The organism is Lewinella sp. W8 (assembly GCF_004375085.3).
In the GTDB taxonomy this organism is placed as follows: Bacteria; Bacteroidota; Bacteroidia; order Chitinophagales; family Saprospiraceae; genus Neolewinella.
Genome location: NZ_SNAQ03000012.1, coordinates 31,607 through 52,368, shown reverse-complemented (window position 1 = coordinate 52,368; position 20,762 = coordinate 31,607). Strand labels below are relative to the sequence as shown.

Sequence of the window (20,762 nt, the reverse complement as noted above, 5' to 3'; positions counted from 1 at the left end):
TTATCATGCCAGTATGCTGGTAAACGCCCGGAGCAATTACTTCTTGGTAGAAGTCTTGTCCTTGGGCACTTTGATGACTTGCACCTGCTGCTCCAGAATCATCCGGTTGTAGGCGGGCACCTGATCGGCGAGGATGGAACGGTAGGTAGCCAGCTGCTCGTCAATCTTCTTGGTCATTTCGGCCTTAACGGCGTAGGCAGCCTTGGTGGGCGCGTAGGTACCGATACCCGTCAGGCTGTTGAGGTGCGCCAGCTTATTCGTCAGACGGATGGGGAAGTTCAGCGGATCCTGTCCACTCCGGTTTTTGGTCTGGTAGAGGGCCTCCTCTACTTCCGTCAATCCCTTGATGATGTCCTTTCCGGACTGCATCAGTTCCTTTGGCGCATCGGCCGGGAGGCGATCCTGGAAGGACTTGATCTGATCACGCACGGAACGCAGGTCAATGATGGCCTGGTGGGCTTCACTGACTTTGTCCTGCACCTCCTTCATGAAGTCAAACTGTGCCTTCATTTCTGCCGGGGTAGCCGTCACGCGGGGATCCGCCTTGATGTTGAAATCATGGCTTTGCGTCACGTCGCCCTGGGTGAGGGAAACGGTGTAAGTACCGGGCAGGGCCATCGGCCCGCCTACTCCGGCCGACCACATAATCATGCCCTCGAAGCGGGTTCCTTCGGGATACCGCATATTCCAGTTGATGACCTGACCACCCGGTTTGATCTCCAGTTTTTCGGAGCGCTTCCCGTCGGTTGACCAGCTGCGGATGGTGTCCGTTCCCTGCATGACGTGCAGGACGAACGGCAGGGTGTCCTTGGCGGCTTCTTCGCTCACGTAGACGTGGAAGTTCACGCCGCCGGGGTGGTTTTGTCCGGCCGTACGACTGGTCCGGCTGCTGCCCCCCATGCGCCAGGCATCCACGGGATCGTAGAGGTGGAAGCTGGCGTTGTTGGCCACCTTACCTACTTGCTTGAGCACGGTCAGGTCGTCCAGAATCCAGAAGCTCCGCCCCTGCGTAGCCAGAATAAGATTGTCGTCCTTAATGGCCATATCCGTAATGGGCACCATGGGTACGTTCCGCTGGAAGGAACGCCAGTTTTTTCCGGCGTCAAAGCTGATGTACAGTCCACTTTCCGTTCCGGCAAACAGCACGTTCGGCGCACCGGGGTACTGGCGGATGGCCCGGGTGAAGTGGTCGCGGGGAATCCCGTTATCGATCCGCGTCCACGTCTTACCGTAATCACCGGTGTGGTAGAGGTAGGGCGTGTAGTCGCCCATTTTGTAGCTGGTGCCCGCCACGAAGAGGCCACCGTTCATCCGCTGGTCTACTTCCACGCAGTTCCACATGACGTGGGTGGGTGCGGCCTTAGGCGTGACGTTTTCCCAGTCCCCACCGTTGTTTTTGCTGACGTGAATCAGGCCGTCGTCGGAAGCCGCCCAGAGCAGGCCGGGCTCTTTGTTACTTTCGGTCGCCGCAAAGATGGTTGCGTAGTATTCTACGCCGGTATTGTCCTTGGTGATGGGGCCGCCACTACTCACCAGTTTATCCGCCTCGTTGCGGGTCAGGTCCGGGCTGATGATCTCCCAGCTTTCTCCACCGTCCGTACTCCGGTGCAGGTGCTGACTGGTGGTATACAGTACTTCCGGATTATTGGGGCTAAAGAAGATCGGGAAGTTCCACTGGAAGCGGTACTTCATGCCTTCTGCTCCGTATCCCATCGGGTTGTCCGGCCAGACGTTGATGGCCCGGACCTGGTTGTTCTCGTGGTCGTAGCGGGTCAGGAAGCCACCGTAGCTGCCACCGTAAACGATGTCGGGATTCTTCGGGTCCGGGGCCAGGTGGGCGCTTTCGCCCCCGGCGGTGGATTCCCAGTCGGATTCTCCGATGGTACCCCGATCCGTACGGTGCTGAATCCGGACCGTAGAGTTATCCTGCTGAGCGCCATAGATCCGGTACGGGAAGCTGTTGTCCGTAACGACCCGGTAAAACTGGCTCGTGGGCTGGTTGTAGTAAGTACTCCAGTTTTCACCCTGGTCAAAGGAGACCTGTGCCCCTCCGTCGTCGCCGATGATCATGCGTTCCGGATCTTCCGGAGCAATCCACAGATCGTGGTGGTCGCCGTGGGGAGCCCGGTGAGACTCGAAGGTCCGACCGCCGTCGGTACTGTGGTGGTAGCTTACGTTGACCACGTAGACGCCGTCCACGTCTACCGGGTCAGCGTAAATCCGGGTGTAGTACCAGGCACGCTGCCGCAGCGCCCGGCTGGAGTTGCGCTTCGCCCAGGTATCTCCGCCGTCGTTCGACACGTAGACACCACCGTCCTTATTTTCGATGATGGCGTATACGCGGTTGCTTTCCGCGGGACTTACGGCCACGGCATTAATACCCCACAGGCCCTTGGGTAATCCCTGGTTACCACTGATGTTTTCCCAGTTGTCGCCACCGTCGGTGCTGCGCCAAAGGCCGCTGCCTTCCCCGCCGCTTTCCAGGCTGTAGGGGGTGCGGCGGATGGTCCAGGTGCTGGCGAACATCGTCCGGGGATTATTGGGGTCCAGGATCAGGTCAACGGCTCCCGAGCGCTCGTCGGAGAAAAGGATTTGCTCCCAGCTCTCACCGCCGTCCGTGGAGCGGTAAACGCCCCGTTCCTTAGTGTCTTTGTAGAGGTCTCCCATCACCGCAGCGTAGAGGACGTCCGGGTTATCGGGATGGATGCGGATGCGGGAAATGTGGCGGCTGTTCTCCAGCCCCATCTGCTTCCAGGTCTTTCCCCCGTCGATGGTTTTCCAGACGCCGTAGCCGTAGCTAACGTTACCCCGCACGGTTTTTTCACCGCCCCCGACGTAAATGATGTTGGGGTTATCCGGATACACGGCTACGGCACCGATGGAGCCGCCGAAGTAACCGTCGGAAATGTTGGTCCAGGTTTGCCCACCGTCTTTCGTTTTCCAGACGCCGCCACCGGCAGCGCCAAAGAAATACAGGTTGGGTTTTCCGGGCACCCCGGTTACGGCCGCCGAACGGCCACCCCGAAAGGGACCGATGTTGCGGAATTCCAGGGAGGAATAGTGTGCCTCCTCCTGGGCGGACAAGCCCAGCGGAAGTAGCAGGCACAGTAGTAAAACAAGCCTCATAATGGTTCTCATGGTTTCAAATGGATTTGGACGCGCCAAGGTACAAAATTGGGCGCGGACGCGGGTGCCGTGATTTTTTGTGTGGCCTTGTTGGTGAATGACCGTATTATTGTACCAACATTGTGGTCGGCCCCGCAACTTATGGGCACCATCACCGGGTTTTCCCGGTGCATTTTGGGGCTTGAGCCCAAAATCCAAGACTTCAGCCTTCCCAAGGCTCAAGCGCATACTTTTTTCACTACCACACCCTTTTATCCACCTATTAAACCCTCTTTTCCATGCACGACGTTCTCGACCAAATCACTACCCGCGGCGAAAGATCATTTGCCATCGCCCCGAAGAGCAAACGACTGGGAAACTACCTGCTCGATTATATCGGCTTTTACGCCATGAGCATGGGCTTCGGCCTGCTGCTCGGTTTCCTGTTAATGGTCCTCCCCGTCGATTTCCTTGAGCAGTGGATTGACGATGACGGGTCCGGTAACTTTTGGGCCTTTGACCTTGTCTTCGGCATCATCCTTTCCCTGTCCTACTACACCTGTTTCGAATACTTCACCCAGGGAAAGTCGCTGGGTAAACTCGTTACCCGGACCCGAGCCGTCCGGCTCGACAATGAACCCCTGACCTTCCGGGATGCCCTCCTGCGGAGCGCCATACGAATGATTCCCTTTGAGGCCTTCAGCTTTCTGAGAGAAGAGAACACCGGATGGCACGATATGTGGACCGACACCAAGGTCATTCTGGATCAGGACTGGAAGTAGGCTGTTCCGTGAATTAATCCTTTGGCCATCAAATCCTTGAATTTTCCGGTAGCGGCAAGGCATACCTTGCCGCTACCGTTTGCCCCACTAAATTGCCGCGATTCCGCAGGAATCGCTGATGAAACTTCAGGGAAAGCCTAGGACTGGAAGTAACGCTCTCCCAGTTGCCTACTCCCCCTGCACCGGCCCCTGATTCCACGGTCCGTTTACCATGATCGGCTTACCGCCGAGGAGCATGGGATGTTTTTTCAGGATCTGGGTTCTCCGGTATTCGACGGCGGGATCTTCCTGGTAGTTGACCACCTGCTCCATCAGCAGGAGACCGTCGTCAGTGCTGAAGTCGAGCAGGCGGGTCCGGAGGGTTTCTTCCCCTTCGGCCAGGACGTAGGAATAACTGTACCCGTACTCCCCCACGTCCGTAAAGGTGATCGTCAGGGTTTGTCCACCGCGTTCGTAAACCGTCGTTTCGGTGGTGGCGTCGCCTCCGGACTCTTCTCCGCCGGAAACCTTGTTCCACTCGCTAAGGTCGAAGGTACCGAAGTAGGGGTACTGCACGTATTCGGGGTCCTGCTCCGGGTTCCCCTTTTCTTCTCCGACCATCTTTACCGCACCGCCAAACACCCAGCCGGGGGTGGCGTCTTCCGTTTTCACCTCCAGCCAGGGTGCCTCGTACACCACCCCGCGCAGGAGTACCGTCTCGGTATGATCCGACTGCTTCCCCGTAAACAACAGGGGATTTTTGGAGGAAATGTTGGCCACGACTTTAGCCTTGAGCTCCGGACTTTCCCGGATGTTGAGGCGGTCCACCCAGGCGTAGAGCGTTTCCCCGGCCTCCAGCCCCTTTGGTTTGGGCATAATGATGGTGGGTTTTTCCCTTTCTTCGGCAGGCGCATCCGTTGCGGGGGCGGCGGCCTCGCCGCCGCAGGCCATCAGGAGGGCAGCAAGGGCAAAGAGAAAGAGGAATCGGGAGAGCCTGATCATATTTACTTTGTTTACGACCGTAAAGAAGGGAAATAATCTGCAGAATACCCCGCAAACTCCCCTTACCCGGCCAGTTGGGCCGCATAGCGGAAGCCGGCAAAGGCGGGCATGCCGAAGGTTCGGTAACCCAGGGAATCGGAGGCCTCGTCTCCGTAGAAGAAATTGAAGATGAGCGCGTGGTCCTCACTATCCTGGTGTGCTTCCGCGTGCCGGGCTACCGCTGGTGGCAACTCACCTCCTTCCAGTCCCGCAACGCCCGCCACGTATTGTTCCTGTTCCAGGTGCTGCCGCAGGCTTACCGGCTGCCCGTGGGCGTAGCCGTAGGCAAAGCGCGCCGCGGCGGCCACCGCCCTTTCTTCGATTAGGGCCGGTGAGTAAGTTTCACTCGTCCAGAAATGCGGCGTACAGAACCTCCGTTTCACCAGTGCCGAGGTACGGAAGGTGGCGGCGTAGTCCGTGGCGTAGCGGTTCGTCCAGCCTCCGCCCACGTCGTCCGCCAGGTTGATCACCACCCGCACCTCCACCTCCACTTCGGGTAGCAACGCCAGCCCACCGACCGCACGCCGCACGATCGCTTCGGCATCCAGGGCACGCAGGGCCTCCAGGCTCTCCGCCACGTGCGCTCTGGCCATCGGGTTATAGGCCATGATGGGCACCTCCAGGTCGCCCCGACTACTCCCCTGCAATTTTTCCAGATAGGCTTTGAAGCGATCGCGGGAAATGGGCTGGGCGTAGAGGTCGGCCATCCAGTCCAGGATGGGGAAGAGGGTGAAGGTCATGGGGATGATTAGCGCCGTAAATTTTGTTTGGAATTTGATTAGGGTTGGATGTTGTCTACCCTTTCGATACTACGTTTGACCTCTCTTTCGATTGAATTACAAACCCAACCTGCATGAGAATCAAGAACTGGAAAGTCCCAAATTCTTTCTCCAGATGGTGACAGTAGCATAAGCCACGACCCCGTGTCTTCCATTAATTTATACCCATCTTGGTTTGCCAGGGAGAATTGATTAGCATCCTTCTTCCATCCTCGTTCGCAAAGCATTGAAAATATAATATTCACAATTTCAGGTTTCTATTATAACTGAAATATTCAATTGCTGAGGCAGATACACCCTCAACCAACATTCTTTGCTAAAAATTAGGTGCAGGAATTCCCCACATTTTATAATATAGCTCGTGCGCCACTTAATGGGTTGCAAAATCCTTGATATCCCGACCCCTTCGAGGACTCTGGGATTGGTGTTCGGCACCATTCATTACACCACTTCCGCCAACCGATCAAAGGCGTTTCCCCACCCCCGAAAGAAGCCCATTTTTTCCTGTTGCTCCTTCTGGGTTTCGGTTTGGTGATGCACGGCAAAGATCATCCGGGTCTGCCCGCTTTCCTCCCGTAGAGTGACCTCCATGACCACGCCTTCGGTCATGGGCCGGAAGTTTGCCGTAGTGATGATTTTGTGTCCCGCCTCAATGGTCTGAAACTCCCCCTCCGAAACAAAATCACTGCCGTCGGGCAGGGGCATGAGGTAGCGCCACGCTCCGCCTTCACGGAAATCGTGTTTGGCCATCAGCACTTCCGTGCCGGGAGGTCCCCACCAGCGGGCGATGGTGCCCCGGTCAGACCAGGCTTTCCATACCCGATCCACCGGGGCAGCAAAGGTTCTTTCGATGGTTAGGATGAGTCCGTTATCAGCCATTATCACTTGACGTTTGATTTTGATCGGTAGCATTAAGCTAACTGTGAAATAGGTAAACTACACCAACGCGACGCTCAAAGGACCTCAAATCTTTGATTTTCGGACGGTTCGAGGACGCTGGTAAGTGACAAGTTTGTCCTCGAAGTGTTTAGGTAATTGCGCGGGTAGCGAAATTAGGCTAATCCTTTGAGAGTCAACCTCGGGTTTCCTAACCTAAGTTATTTTATTTAGTGAAACCAAGATCAGCCCAGAGCTCCGGTCCCGGTTTCAGGTACCGCGGATGGTTGATCTCCGTCCGCCAGCGCTCGGAAAGGTACGGGCTTAGCTGCAAACGCGAATCCACGTTCTTAAATACCGGGTTAATGATCCACATCGGCTGCACCGACCAGTTGACGTTGATGTAACTGAAGGCCTTCACCAGGTCAGGATTACCGTGGATGGTTTGGAAAAAGGGCTGGAACCAGCGCTCCCACTCCCGGCGGGCAATCCTGGGATCACTGAGGCGGGTATCAAAAAACAGCCCTTCCCGCTCGTACACGGGCGTCGCTTCGGCGATGAAGACGGGCTTTCCGTGGCGCCGGGCGAAGGTGATCATCTCTTCATCCGGCGAGCCGAAGTAGGAATACCCGCACCAGTCCACCCGGTCGTCGCCCGGGTACCAGTCCTCCAGCAGCTCCTGACCGGAGCCCGTACCCTTGGATTGCCAGACGTAGGCGACGTTGTCCACGGCCATGTCCCGCAGAATGTCCTGAATGCGGTTCCACGCCCCGAGGTAAGCTTTGCGTTCGTAGTGGTTCCAGTCGAAGCCGTCGAATTCATACCCGATGCGCAGGAAGACCGGCCGGTTGGCGGCTTTGATCCAATTACCCAACTCCCGAATCAGGTTATCGTGCTCGCCCCGGGCGATGCGCTTGTCGTGGCCCACCAGGGAAAGGCCGATGGCCATCATGCTGTGGCGGTAATCGGTATCATCCAGGTAACACTGGGCGCAGTTATCGCCGGAGCCCCAGTTGGCCGTTTCGGTTAGGCCATCCAGTCCTTTGGCGTAGAAGCCGAAGGATTCTCCCCCCGGTGAAAGGTTGGTGTACACCGTGAAGCCGGCCGGCACCGCAAAATGATCGCCATAGCCATCGGCGTAGCCGGGCAGGGCGCCGGTGGCGCCCATGTCCTGTCCGATGAAGAAGAGAACTTCTCCGTCGGCGGGCTCGAATTTGGCGGGGGCGCGGTCCGGGGCGGAGGTTGTCGCCTCCGGGGTTTTACAGCCCCCAACGACAACGATCATCAGCAGGCTTAGGAGGAGGGGCTTCATGGGCGTGGGGGTGTTTGCGGGGTGGAAGGTAAGGTAGCAGGAGATTGGGGTCCCGGCAAGGCTCCGGAGGATTCAGCTTTGCTCCTCTTGGCACCTTAAGGGACTTTGAAAACAAGGGTTAGCCGGACGTTTCAAGGACGCGTTCAGTCATTTGGGTTGACCGCGAAGTGTTTAGGGAGGGAGGTGAGTTGGTGATGTTTAGCGGTCGACGCATAGCGTCTCAACCAGGGGGGAAGTGGTGCTATTCAGCGGTCGACGCATAGCGTCTCAACCAGGAGGGATTGGTACAATTTAGCAGTCGACGCATAGCGTCTCGACCAGGGGAAGTGGGGCAAATAGAAGATTGCAAGGGCGATTACCGCAGGTGCAAGGCTCCTTACCAAAGCGCCTTGCACCTGCGGTGATCGCCCAGATCATTTTACTTCTTCTTAGCCCGGGCAACCGGTGAAAGGCCCTTGGCCGTAAGCATGGCGTTGAACTTCGGCAGTTCGTCGTCGAGCACGGTTTCCAGTTTGGCCAGGTGACCATCCAGTTCGGCGGACAACTCCCGAAACACCTGATACGCACCGTCGGTGGGGCGGGCGTCGCCGCGCTCCAGGCTACGCCGGAGGTAGGCAAAGCGGTTGTTAAGCTTGATGGGGAAGTTGAGGGGATCCTGGTTACTCCGGTTTTTTACCTGGTACAAATCCTCCTCCACGGCCGTCATCGGCGCGACGAGTTTTTCGGCCATGTTCCTAACCGAAGAATCTTCGGTACCCTCCAGCCGATCCTCGATGGCCGACCGCATTTCCCGGATCATGATAACCGCCTCGTTGGCCATGCTGGTCTTATCGCGGATCTGACTCGCCAGTTTGAACTGTTCCTCCAGGTCCTCCTGCGTGATGCCCTTTAGATTGGGGTCCATCTCGATGGTGAACGGATAGGTTTTTTCGTAATCTCCCGCGCGCAGTCGGACTTGATAGTCCCCCGGAGGCGCCTTGGGGCCACGGGCGGGCTGCGCACTCCAGATGATCATGCCGTCGAAGGTGGTGGCCCCGGGGTAGCGCATGTCCCAGGTGAAGGTATTCAGACCCGCCGCCGTGGTGGGTTTGGAGGAGCCGCCGCGTAGCCACCAGGGAGTATTGGGGTCCCGCTGGTACTTCGGCTGGTTCCCCGAAAAACGGGCAATTTCATCTCCGTCCGCCTCCAGAATGGTGATGGTCACGGAGTCCATTTCCTCCTCCAGGTAATACTGCACGGTGGCGTCGTACACGCCGCGAATGGCGGACGTTGGCTTGAAGAGAATGACCGGGTCATCGGCCAGTTCGGGCGTGATTTGCCGCAGGGGACCGATGTCATCCATGATCCAGAAGCCGCGGCCGTGGGTTCCGAGGACAAGGTCGTTATCCTTGACCACCATGTCCCGTACCGGCGTATCGGGAAGGTTGCGTTGTAGCGACTGCCAGTAGCCCCCGTCGTTGAAGGACACGTAGACGCCGTGTTCGGTGGCGAGGTAGAGCAATCCCGGTCGTTCGGGGTCTTCCCGTACCGCCCGGGCGAAGTGCCCGGCGGCAATGCCGTCAATGATTTTGGTCCAGGTCTTACCGTAGTCGTGGGTCTTGAATACGTAGGGCTCGCGGTCGTCCACCTGGTAGCGGTTGGCGGCCAGGTAGAGCGTTCCGGGTTGGTGGACGGACTCTTCGATGATGCTGATCCGGGAAAATTTCGGTAGTCCGGCCGGCGTGATGTCCGTCCAGTTCTTGCCGCCGTTGCGGGTGAGGTGCACCTTCCCGTCGTCGGATCCGGCCCAGATAGTGTTAATGTCGTGGTTGGAGGGAGCCAGGGCGAAGACCGTGGCGTATATCTCCGGACCGTTCATGTCCATGGTGATGATTCCGCCCGTTTTCCCGAGGGTCTCGGGGTCCGCGTAGGTGAGGTCCGGGCTGATTTTTTCCCAGCTCTGCCCGTCGTTGGTGGTCTTCCAGACATGTTGGGAGCAGGTGTACATCACGTTGGGGTCGAGGGGAGAAAACATGATGGGGAAGGTCCACTGCCAGCGTTCGGGGAGGGAGCTGGCGGGATCCCCGGAAAAGAAGCGGGGGTAGACCTGAATGTCGCGGGTTTGGCCCGTGCTGCGGTCGTAGCGGGTCAGCAGGGCGCCCTGGCTGCCGGCGTAGAAGATATCCGGATTGGTGGGGTGCTGGGAAATCCAGCCGCTCTCTCCCCCACCGACGGGGTAATACCAGCCGTGGTTGGGGCCCCGTGCCTGCATGTTGCTCCAGCCGTCACTGGGCATGGCCACGGTGCTGTTGTCCTGCTGGGCACCGGCCACGTGGTAGGGCACGTCGCTGGTGGCCATGACGTGGTAGAGCTGGGTGGTGATGTAATCCTGCTCCGTCCAGGTTTTCCCGCCGTTGATGGATACGTTGCCGCCGCCGTCGTTGGCGTTGATCATGCGATCAGGGTTATTCGGGTCGATCCAGAGGTCGTGATTATCTCCGTGCGGTACGCTGATCTGATCATCGAAGGTGACGCCGCCGTCGGTAGAGCGGTACAGGCCGGTGTTCAGGCAGTAGACGGTATTCTCGTCCCAGGGGTCGGCGTAGATGCGGGAGTAGTAGAAGGCCCGTTGGCGCAGTTTGCGCTGGCTGTTGGTGCGCTTCCAGGTCCAGCCGCCGTCGTCGGAGCGGAAAACGCCCCCTTCGTTGGCCTCCACGATGGCCCAGACGCGGTCCGGGTTGGCGGGAGAAACCGTGACGCCGATCTTTCCGATCGGCCCCTCGGGCATGCCGGGGTTGGTCGTCAAATCAATCCAGGTATCGCCACCGTCCAGGGATTTAAACAGTTTACAGTCGGGGCCGCCGCCCCACATTTTCCAGGCCTTACGGTACACCTGCCAGGTAGAGGCGTAGAGGACTTTAGGGTTCGTCCGGTCGATGATCAGGTCCACCGCTCCGGCCTTGTCGCTGACGTAGAGAACCTTCTCCCAGGTGTTTCCACCGTCCGTGGAGCGGAAAACACCGCGTTCTTCGTTGTCTCCGTAGGGGTGGCCCAGAGCGGCCACGTAGACGATATCGGGATTGGTGGGATGGATACGGATGCGCGAGACGGCCTGGGTTTCCTTCAGGCCCAGGTGTCGCCAGGTTTTTCCGCCGTCGGTGGTTTTGTACACCCCGTCGCCCTGGGTGATGCTGCCGCGCAGCTGCACTTCCCCCATGCCGATGTAGACCACGTCGGGGTTGGTCTCGGCTACGGCCACGGCCCCCACCGAAGAGCTGGTTACCTGGCCGTCGGTGACGGGAAACCATTCGGTGCCGCCGTCCACCGTTTTCCAGAGGCCACCGCCGGTAGCCCCGAAGTAGTATTCATTGGGGCGGCCCGGACTACCGGCCGCGCCCAGGGATCGGCCACCCCGGTAGGGACCGATGTTGCGCCACTTGAGGGCGGAAAAATATTTATCGTCGTAGCCTTCTTCCTCCGTAGAAGTAGATGACTGGGCACCTACCCCAAGGGGCAGGCAGGTCAGCAGACAAAGTAAGCCTACCGAAAGAATGGTTAGGGAAAATCTCATGTGTGTATTGTATGGGTTACCAATAAGTATTGAAGTAAAAATTCATCTAGTCTCAGGACGTAATTACTAGGCCTCTCTCCTTTACCAGGCAAAGCGGATCGTTACCCGGCGGTTCTTCTGCCGCCCCTCAGCGGAGTCATTTGACTGCGCCGGGGAGGACTCCCCGACAGAAGCAACCTCAATCAATTCGGGATCAATTCCCCGCTTGGTCAGCAGGGCTTTCACCCGATTGGCGCGGTCCAGGCCAAGTTGATAATTGACGTCCGGGTTGCCGATGCTGTCCGTATGGCCCGTCAGCAGTAACGATTTCGGTTCCCTGGCAAGGTAATTTTCTAATACCTCAATCACCGGCAAAACCCTGTCAATATTGACGATCCGGGTAGAATTGAAGGCAAAGTAAGTCGTTAAGCGCTCGGCTATCTCTCTTTCATATTCTTCTCTGATCTCGTTTTTTATCACCTCTTCTTCGTAGAGCACCCGTTGTTCGGCTACCTCAGCGGCAAAGGCCTCGGCGGACTTTGCCGAAATTACTTCTCCGCTAAAGCGGAAAGCCACCAAAGAATCGGCAGGCGTTACCGATAAAATCTCCACTGATTCCGCAAAGGAAATCTTGCTGGGCACAAATTCCCCGCCGTCTCTTTTGAGTACCGTTACGACGATGCGCAAACTGTGCTCCCCCAGTAGCAGGGGCTTCACCGAAAAACTCCACTCCGAGAACCGCTCGTTTTGGATGAACTGTTCCTCCTGTCCCGGGAAAATGGGTTGGATATTGAAGGCTGGATTCGATACGGAAGTATTCACCAGTTCTACCCGCATGCGGTCCGACGTCTCGATGGCCTCCACCGTAGCGGATTCCCGGACCATTTCTTGCAGGAGCTTTAGGGAGTCAAAGGCAATTCGGACGGTACACTCGGTTTCCCGCCCAAGCTGCATCTGGGTAGGAACATGGTACAACAGATAGCCCGTTGAATGCTCGGGAATTATCGCAAATTCTTCGTCAGGTAAGGGACTACCGAATAAATCCCCCCGGAGCCCAAAAAAGACGGCTCCCCCCAGGAGTAGCAAGCCGAGCAGAAGTGTGATACCACGTAATAACCACCCGCCAATCGCCCGCAAGCGTGAAAAATCGGCTACTTCAAGTCCGGCGACCAACTCAATGACGCTAGACCGAATCCGATTGGTCGAAACTTCTTCACTTTCCTGGGTGATGGTCTTCTCGATCCGCTTCTTCTCCAATTCATTGTACTGCCCCTCCAGATTGAGCACCCGCTCAAAAACCGGTGAATACTGCGGGATTTTTTCCTTGAGCACCAGAAAGGTCGCCGGAAGGTCGCTGACCACCAGGGACTGCAAACGATCCTTTAATTCGTCCAATTCACTGGCTGAAATCATAGAAGAATGGTGGGTCAACGGGAACGAACGCCCAGAGCAGCAAGGCAGCAAAGCGTGATACGGGCTTAAATATAGCTAATGAGAAAATGGGCGCCAGGAAGGCTACTGGCCCAATCACCCACCCCTACCCTTCAGATCATTCATAACCGGAAGGAGTCAACCGTCGGTAATCCGTTGGGGACTGCCGGAAAGGATTATTTTGAAAAGTGTCAAAATGGAACTAACTTTGAATAACAAAGTACTTTAAATATTTGCCATGCAACTTACTTCCGACTTCCGCAGACTGGGCTACTTCCTGCTGGGTATTGCTGTACTGCTACTCATTCCCTTCCTGGCCATGCAATTCACCGAGGAGGTCAACTGGTCCGGCGGAGACTTCCTGGTGATGGGCGGTCTGTTATTTTTATTCGCAGTTGGTATCGAGGCGATGCTCCAGGCCACCAAACAGACCAGGACCAGAATATTGCTCGGACTGTTCCTGCTGGTGCTTTTCCTGCTGATTTGGGCCGAGCTGGCCGTCGGCATCTTTGGTTCTCCCTTTGCGGGTTCCTAAGGCCCAAACGGTTCGCCGGCGGAACCGGCGAACCGTTCGAAAAGGCCAACACGAACAACTCCGCTCAGCTTATTCTTCCAGGTAGAGGATCAGCACCTCGATTTCCCGTTCCTCCTTGGCGTAGGTTAGGCCCAGTTCTTCCATGGCGGTCTTGAAGGTGGTTGGATTCTCCGGATCGTAGGTAAAATCAATGGCGTAAGCCCCTGCGATGGACGTTTCATCAACCACGGGAAGGTTGAAGATACCGAAGCCCTCCAGATAAGATCGAAAATCCTCCACCGTAGCTCCTTCGCTACTAAAGCCATCCTGGCGGCCCGTATACCCCTCCACTGGAGTCGCCGGAACGGCCGCCAGGGTACCGTCCTTTATTGCCCGTAATACGACCACCTCACGGGTTTGTCTTTCCGTACGCGCCTTGATGGGGTGAGCTTGCTGAAGGTGACGGCGAAATTCCGGAAGTAAATCCTCCGGGTTTTCCACTACAACATCGGCGCAGAAACGATTTTCTTCCCGCTCCCAATCAACCAGGAATTCCTCGAACTCCAGTTCCATCCGATAAATGGTGGTTTCGTAGGCCATCCGATACAGGCCGGGAATGGTGAGGTTATAAACGGACATTCTCCGCCCCCGGAAGGGCCCGTCATAAAATTGCTTGGTGAAACTCGGGGTCACGGGATTGTGGGGCTGGAGGGTAAAGGTCCTTACCGTATTGGTATCCAGCTGGAAATAGTCATGGGTAGGATCAAAGTCCCGGGCGTAGCGTTTTACCGGCAGATCAACCACTTCGCCCCGTAAGGTCTTTTCAATCACCTCCCGGGTGATGTTATCCGGGGAGGTAATGGCCACGACGGTGCCGTCGGGGGCGATGAGGACGGAATGGGGAATCACGCCGTAGGGAAACAGCTCGCGCAGGTCGCCGGTGTCCCGGGCAAAGAGAAATTGGTGATCCGTGTGGCGAAGGAAGCGCAAGAGCCGATCTTCTGATTCTTCGCTGACGGCGATGACCCGAAGCTCCTCCCGGAAAGCCTCCTGCAGGCTATCCAGATGGGACATGGACGAAATGCAGGGCGCGCACCAGGTGGCCCAGAAATCCAGCAGCAGGACCTTGCCGGTATGGGTCTCCGGCTGATTGGCCGTCGGGTCTTCCCCCAGGAAAGCAAAACTGAGCGGAGGGGCTTTTTCGCCCGGAGTGAGTCCCTGAGCAAAAATGGGAGCGTATGCAGCAAAAAGGAAAAAGAATAGGATGTAGTACTTCATGGCGTAGGTTTTGAGCGAAGTACGGCGCCCCGGAAAAAAAACAGGGTTAACGGCTCCCTTAAGAAGTGTAAATGTTTGCTAATGGCCCGTTCAGCCTTGACCGTAGACATTAGCTTTGGGTCATGACCAAACGTACGCAGTCACTTTCGTTCTTGATTACGGGTTCTCTTTTGGGCATCTTTCTGCTGCAAGTCTACTTCGGCTACCAGGTTTACCAAAAGCATCGCCTTACCATCCAGCGGGAACTCACCGCTGCGCTGGACGAGGCCATTGACCGCGCCGACGCCCGGCGCATCTCGACGATCAACGACCTCTTCGCCCGGGATCTCCGGGATCCGGAATTGGTCCGCCTGGAAATCCGCGTGGAGGAAGACCAGCCTAAAGTATTCATCATTTCCCCGCAAACCGGCGACATCCACGTGTCCATCTTTTTCCCGGACCTAGTGGACTCCGTTGCGGCCGTACAACAAATGGAGGAGCAAATTCTGGAACGTAACCGGGCCCTACTCGTAGAAGGGTCCATAATGTACTGGACCGACGAGCTGGGCAAACGCCTGATCACCTATTCCGATTCCATCCAAATCTCCCGCGAAACCCTGCGGACGGCGGTCGCCCGCGAACTTGACTCCCTGGACATCCGTAGTGCCTTTTCCCTGGTGTTGGAGCATGACTCCTTGGCCGCAGTTCCCGACGAAAGCCTCTTTTTCCAACACCAGCGGTTACCCGCGAAAGTAGAAGGCAACAATCTGGTTTCCATTCTGCTGGCCCAACCGGCGCTGGAGGTGTTTCGCCGCGCCGGCTTGGTTTTCCTCATGACCCTGATCATCCTTTTGCTCATGGTGGCCGGTTTCTGGTGGCTACTGAAACTTGCCCGACGGGAGGCCCGTTTGTCCCGGCTCAAGGACGACTTCATTGACAACGTGACCCACGAACTCCTTACCCCCATTGCCACCCTAAAACTGGCGCTGGCCACCCTGCGGGAGGACAACAATCTGCCCAAACCCAATAAATACCTCGCCATGAGCGAGCAGCAGGCGCAGCGCATTGCCGAGGTCGTGGATCACGTCCTGAAGGTCACTTTCGTTGACCAGCAGCAGGCCGGTATTACTCTGGAGCGCGTCAACCCTAACGCCATACTGACGGAGGTCATCTCCTACTACGAGAATCATGCCGGTGCCACCATCACGGTATTGCCCGCTAAGGACATTGAGGTTGACACGGACCCACACCACCTGCAAAACGTCTTTCACAACCTCGTGAGCAACGCCCTGAAATACGGCCCCGAACACCCCGAACTGACCGTTCGGGTAAAAACTCTCCCCCAATCGGTGACCATTTCCTTCACCGACAATGGCCCGGGTATTCCCCCATCGGAACGGGACAGCATCTTCGAAAAATTCCATCGCATTTCGGAAGGAGGAACCCACGACGTCAAGGGGCTCGGAATCGGCCTCTATTACGCCAGAGGCATTCTGCGGCAATTGGGCGGGAATCTCGAGCTCACCAGGAGTACGGCAGCTGGCTCCACCTTCACCGTCACCCTACCCACAACGGAAGTATAACCTATGGCTCCCCCAACTACCGTTCTACTGGTCGAAGATGAACTCGCGCTCGGATTGCTCGTGAAGGAAGGCCTGGAAAAACAGGGCTATCGGGTGCTGCACGCTCCGGATGGCAACCAGGCCCTGTCGCTGTTCTTCGCCCACCAACCGGCCCTGGTCGTGCTGGACGTCATGATGCCGAAAATGAACGGGTTTGACGTCGCCAAAATGATCCGAAATACCGACCGGCACACCCCCATCATCTTCCTGACGGCAAAGATCAAAGCCGAAGACGTCGTCCGGGGATTCTCCGCGGGGGGCAACGACTACCTCCGCAAACCCTTCGCCATGGAGGAATTGCTCGTCCGGATGCGGGCACTGCTGAGCGAAGACCGGCTGGCCGCCCGCCTGGAAGCCTCCGAACGCTACCTCTTCGAGTTGGGAAGCTATACCTTTAACAGTAAGCAATTGCTCGTCCTCCGGCCCGACGGAACGGAGCAACGTCTCACGGCCCGGGAAGCGGAACTCCTCAAACTCCTTTGTGAAAACCCGAACCGGGTGCTGCCAAAATCAAGCATTCTGCTGAAGATCTGGGGGGACGATTCATTTTTCAACTCCCGGAGCATGGACGTCTTCATTTCCCGGCTCCGCAAATACCTCCGGGAGGAACCCACGGTCCGGATTGTCAACCTGCGGGGCGTAGGCTACAAACTGGTAATTGAATAAACAAGCCCCCAACTTCCCGCGGAAGCCGGGGGCTTGTGCGTAGGGAACCCTCCGTGGCCTAACAACCACAGGTACCCCTGACTTCTTTCTCGTCGAGGACGGTCTTCCCGTCGTGGGTGAGCAATACCAGTCGGCCACCGTATTCACTCGCTTCGGTGCCGTTGTCCTTTGACTTGTGGATGCGGGTGACGATCCGATAATCCGCCGTGGAATATTCCTGAATTTCTACCGTATTGGTTTGCCCCTGCTGGCGGATATTCTTAACCATCTGGATGGCATCTGCCGGAATATCCCGGACTTCCCGGATGGCCATTCCCTGATAGCCATCGTTACGAACGGGAATTTCGGTAACTTTTTTGTCGCTGGCCAGCAGGACGTCCACCAAAAAGGCCACGCCGTCGGTATACCGGTAATCCTCCAGGGGCTTACCAAAGTAAAGCACCTGACCGCTCTCCTTCATAACCATCCAGTCTTTGGTTGCCGTATTGGCCAGACGCTTAAGCGACGTCAGAGCGCTGGAACTCTCTTTCGTCAGCTGCTGCATGGATCCGTTGATGGACACGCAGGCATTTTTGTCCATATCGGAAGAAAAGTAGGGATCCCCCTGGTAGGTATCGCCCACGTTATAGGCGCAGGAACAGGAAAAGTCTGCGCCCGTCAGGCTACCACAGAATCCGTCCATCTTGCTCAGCTTCCCCGTCGTTGGCTTATCCGCCAAAGTCATCCCCTTTCCCACCGTAGCGTCCTGCCGGGTGGTCATGGCTCCCCGGACCATGTCCGGACGGGGCTTGATGTTGTAGAAATACTCGGTACTGGTCCATGGTTCGCTACGGGTGCAAACCGTGGCCGGGCTGGTGGTATAATCCGTTACTTTTTCGGTCAGCATCTTCTGCTCGTCGGGCATTACGTCGAAGAGGATGCCGATCGTCCGTTCCTTGAGCACCTTCCCGCCGGTGTCCTTAAGGGTGTATTTTTTCTCCCAGTAATATTCACTTTCCAATTCAACGATTTCGAGGGATTGCCCGCCCTTCTGGTAGGTGGCACCGGCGGAGGAGACGTCACTTTCGTCGTCCCCCGTACTGGTGCTACTCCGCTGCCACTGGGTCAGATCAAAGGTACCGAAGCAGGGGTAGGTAAATTTGGTGGCCGTGTTGAGGGCGTTGCCCTTCCGTTCACCGGGCATCTTCACGGCACCGCCGAATACCCAGCCCGTTTTGCCGTCGGCGGTGGTGACTTCCACCCAGGGCTCGGTGTAACTCTTTCCGCGCAGCTCGATGGTCTCCGTTGTGCTGGTCTTGTTTCCCGTCAGGGTCAGCACGTCGTTTTCTTTTGCCTGAGCGACCACTTCCCCCTTAAGGTCCGGGGTCTTACGGACGTTGAGGTTTTCCACCCAGGAGATGACCTGGCTCGGAGCGGGATCGGTGGCAGGAGTTGACTGTTCCGCGGGGATAGAATCCCCGGTGATAGCCGGAGTGGCCTCGGTGCCTGCGGAGGACCCGCAGGCCGTGAGTAGTCCCAGCAGGATCATGAGGGATACAATTCTTAGCATAGATGAGTGTTTTGACTTACCGAAAAGTAGCAAGATTATTGGCCCTCACATCGTTTACCTCCACCTATGTTCCGAATGGTAAGAAATATGTTCTGAACGGTAAAAAAGAAGGGCATGGGCGATCACCTCAGGTGCAGTGAAGCGAAATGCACGGCTTAGCCGGGATACAGCGTAACGGAATCCTCGTGCTCAGCCGGGATGCAGTGAAGCGAAATGCACGGCCTAGCCGGGATGCAGCGTAACGGAATCCTCGTGCTCAGCCGGGATGCCATGGAGCCCTCGTTTTCAGCCAGAGTGCCGTACTAAGGGGTTTAAGAACTTACCGCTTATTCGGTCAGTGTAGAGCCGCGAAAGGTTTTATAACATACCTAATCCAAGATAATTATCCGGCACCCGCGCTTCGCCGCATTTTCAAAAAAATCGGTGATCCCGACGAGTTACGACCACCGAAGGTAGCAGCGAAGCTAAACTCGGGACCGGCGCCCAAAACATCCAAAATAGGGTGATAAAAATTTCGCGCTTGAGCTGTCCATCAAATCGTGGTCGGACACCATTTCGCTCGGCTAAGCCTTCGCAAAACAGGCTTCCGACCACGATTAACCTGATCAGAACCGTGAATTGTTACCCTACTTCCAATATGGCCACGGAAAAATGCCTGGAGCTGATCACTACTTCCGCTCAAAGAAGACGCCCAGGGTTCGGCCGCTGTTGATATTGAACCCAAGGATGTCTCCAGATGCTGATCGCTCAAACTCCAGGAACCACCCCCAATCTGATTGGAATACATCACGGGTAACGGGGTTTAACCTCACCTCTCCCAACCACCGATGCCGGACGCGAAGTTGGTTTTCTTCAACCACTAAATGGTAAGCAGTTTCAAGCTCCTTACTGTAATAATCTGCCCGATATACTTCCAGCTCATCCGCCGCAGGAAACCAGGACGCTACCTGCTGGTATTCGGACTTTGCGTCGGCATGAATGATCAATTTGGGCAGGTGATCTTCCTGCTCCACGATCTCAAATTGCCCTCCCCAGGTATCAGAATAAAACCTTTTTTCGGAGAGGGGGATTAATTTCGTTCCTCCCCAAATGGTCAGCGTATCGTTCACCAACCTCAGGTTGGTTGTTTGGTTGTGACTGGGCGACAAGTAGGTTCCCGAGAATTGCTCCAATTTTTCCACTGGAAGATCAACCCGCGGATGTTCTTCCTGCTTTGGAAAATTCATGAAATCTTTGAGGACGTATTCGGCTATTTGACCCGTTGCTATCCAGCCATTACCCCCAAAATTTGATATCGTCACGATTCCCAAAGCATGATCTGGATAGTATCGAATCTGGGTCAGAAAGGACTCATGAGATCCGGTGTGGCTGTACATCCGCACGCCCTTGTGCAAACCATTTTGAATGCCCAATCCGTAGCCTGAGCTCCTACCATCATTGAGCATAAATGGGGTCAGGAAAAGGTCCATTACCTTTTCACCACCAATTTTTTTAGTCCGGAAATTATTCAACCAGTGCAGTAAATCTTCTACCGAAGCGCACACATCCGAAGCCCCGAAAATGGCCCGATTGCTTTTCGAATTACCGTACCCCAGGTTTCGGTCGTAGAAGTAAGACTCTGCGGCCTTCGGGATAACCTCCCCGACAAATGATTCGATGTAGGTGTTGTCCATCCCGAGTGGCACCAATACGTTTGTCTTCACCCACCTGTGCGCGGGCTGCCCCGTTACCTGCTCCAACACTTCAGCCAAAATGACCCAGGCCGTACTGTTGTAAGTATATCGGGCCCCGGGGACAAATTCGAGCTTTGGTTGCTTCCGCACTACGTCAAGGCATTCTTTCCGGGAAAGTCGGTCAACTCCGATGGGCCTTCCCGCGAGGTCGGACATGGTGTACGCCTCCCGGTAACCGCTGGTGTGGGTGAGAAGGTGCCGGAGGGATACCTGGTGTTCAAATTCGGGCCAATCGTCCAGGTATTTGCCAACGGGGTCATCCAAATCCAACTTCCCCTCTGCGTGTAACATCGCAAAGGCATATCCCAAAAATTGCTTACTAACCGACCCAAGGTTATACACCAATTGGGCATCATTTGGTATACCGTAAGCAAGATTGGCCAGCCCATATCCCGCACTAAAGATCAGCTCTCCTTCATGAACGACCCCGATTACCAGGCCGGGAGTCGTGTCGTTCACTGCGGATGGGACAAGGGATTCAACTTTAGCTTCCAGATCTTGCAGATGGAGCTCCTGTCCGTTTGCGGCCGTGCTCCAGTACAGGCTCAAAGCGACAATTCCGAAAAGTAAGAGGGTGTCTTTCATGT

Annotated in this window: 14 protein-coding genes; 4 read left to right on the top strand and 10 right to left on the bottom strand. The window is 56.3% G+C overall.

All coding sequences use genetic code 11. From position 1 onward, the window contains the following. Positions 1 to 36: 36 nt before the first annotated feature. On the bottom strand, positions 37 to 3,126 hold the full coding sequence (locus E1J53_RS14170) for a glycosyl hydrolase (protein WP_216650050.1): 3,090 nt from the start codon (positions 3,124 to 3,126) through the stop codon (positions 37 to 39). 278 nt (positions 3,127 to 3,404) lie between these two features. Between E1J53_RS14170 and E1J53_RS14165 the strand changes: the two genes are divergently transcribed. Next, the gene (locus tag E1J53_RS14165; RefSeq protein WP_134272083.1) at positions 3,405 to 3,887 is read left to right on the top strand and encodes an RDD family protein; all 483 of its coding nucleotides are present in this window, start codon (positions 3,405 to 3,407) and stop codon (positions 3,885 to 3,887) included. A gap of 168 nt (positions 3,888 to 4,055) precedes the next feature. On the opposite strand, the gene E1J53_RS14160 is transcribed toward E1J53_RS14165, so the two are convergent. The 6 genes from E1J53_RS14160 to E1J53_RS14135 form a co-directional block, all read right to left on the bottom strand. After that, positions 4,056 to 4,868: an SH3 domain-containing protein gene (locus E1J53_RS14160; RefSeq protein WP_134272082.1), complete on the bottom strand. Its 813-nt coding sequence runs from the start codon at positions 4,866 to 4,868 to the stop codon at positions 4,056 to 4,058. Positions 4,869 to 4,930: 62 nt separating this feature from the next. Continuing rightward, positions 4,931 to 5,647 (bottom strand): hypothetical protein, encoded by a 717-nt coding sequence (locus E1J53_RS14155; RefSeq protein WP_134272081.1) that lies wholly within the window; start codon positions 5,645 to 5,647, stop codon positions 4,931 to 4,933. A 480-nt stretch (positions 5,648 to 6,127) separates the two neighbouring features. Then, complete coding sequence (locus tag E1J53_RS14150; protein WP_134272080.1) at positions 6,128 to 6,565, bottom strand: SRPBCC domain-containing protein; 438 nt, start codon at positions 6,563 to 6,565, stop codon at positions 6,128 to 6,130. A 223-nt stretch (positions 6,566 to 6,788) separates the two neighbouring features. Then, the gene (locus tag E1J53_RS14145; protein WP_134272079.1) at positions 6,789 to 7,874 is read right to left on the bottom strand and encodes a 1,4-beta-xylanase; all 1,086 of its coding nucleotides are present in this window, start codon (positions 7,872 to 7,874) and stop codon (positions 6,789 to 6,791) included. A gap of 418 nt (positions 7,875 to 8,292) precedes the next feature. Further along, positions 8,293 to 11,424: a glycosyl hydrolase gene (locus E1J53_RS14140; RefSeq protein WP_134272078.1), complete on the bottom strand. Its 3,132-nt coding sequence runs from the start codon at positions 11,422 to 11,424 to the stop codon at positions 8,293 to 8,295. An 81-nt stretch (positions 11,425 to 11,505) separates the two neighbouring features. Next, on the bottom strand, positions 11,506 to 12,816 hold the full coding sequence (locus E1J53_RS14135; protein WP_134272077.1) for an OmpA family protein: 1,311 nt from the start codon (positions 12,814 to 12,816) through the stop codon (positions 11,506 to 11,508). A gap of 256 nt (positions 12,817 to 13,072) precedes the next feature. On the opposite strand from E1J53_RS14135, the gene E1J53_RS14130 reads away from it, so the two are divergent. Next, positions 13,073 to 13,369 carry a hypothetical protein gene (locus tag E1J53_RS14130; RefSeq protein WP_134272076.1) on the top strand — a complete coding sequence of 99 codons (297 nt, stop codon included), beginning with the start codon at positions 13,073 to 13,075 and terminating at the stop codon, positions 13,367 to 13,369. A 69-nt stretch (positions 13,370 to 13,438) separates the two neighbouring features. Here the strand turns inward: E1J53_RS14130 and E1J53_RS14125 are convergent, their stop codons facing one another. Beyond that, positions 13,439 to 14,626, bottom strand: a complete 1,188-nt coding sequence (locus E1J53_RS14125; protein WP_134272075.1) for a redoxin family protein — start codon at positions 14,624 to 14,626, stop codon at positions 13,439 to 13,441. A gap of 122 nt (positions 14,627 to 14,748) precedes the next feature. On the opposite strand from E1J53_RS14125, the gene E1J53_RS14120 reads away from it, so the two are divergent. Next, positions 14,749 to 16,188 (top strand): HAMP domain-containing sensor histidine kinase, encoded by a 1,440-nt coding sequence (locus E1J53_RS14120; RefSeq protein WP_134272074.1) that lies wholly within the window; start codon positions 14,749 to 14,751, stop codon positions 16,186 to 16,188. Between the two features lie 3 nt (positions 16,189 to 16,191). After that, the gene (locus E1J53_RS14115) at positions 16,192 to 16,893 is read left to right on the top strand and encodes a response regulator transcription factor (protein ID WP_134272073.1); all 702 of its coding nucleotides are present in this window, start codon (positions 16,192 to 16,194) and stop codon (positions 16,891 to 16,893) included. 58 nt (positions 16,894 to 16,951) lie between these two features. Here E1J53_RS14115 and E1J53_RS14110 read toward each other — a convergent pair whose 3' ends face one another. Next, positions 16,952 to 18,442 (bottom strand): SH3 domain-containing protein, encoded by a 1,491-nt coding sequence (locus tag E1J53_RS14110; protein WP_134272072.1) that lies wholly within the window; start codon positions 18,440 to 18,442, stop codon positions 16,952 to 16,954. 668 nt (positions 18,443 to 19,110) lie between these two features. Next, positions 19,111 to 20,760, bottom strand: a complete 1,650-nt coding sequence (locus tag E1J53_RS14105; RefSeq protein WP_134272071.1) for a serine hydrolase — start codon at positions 20,758 to 20,760, stop codon at positions 19,111 to 19,113. Between the last annotated feature and the right edge of the window lie 2 nt (positions 20,761 to 20,762).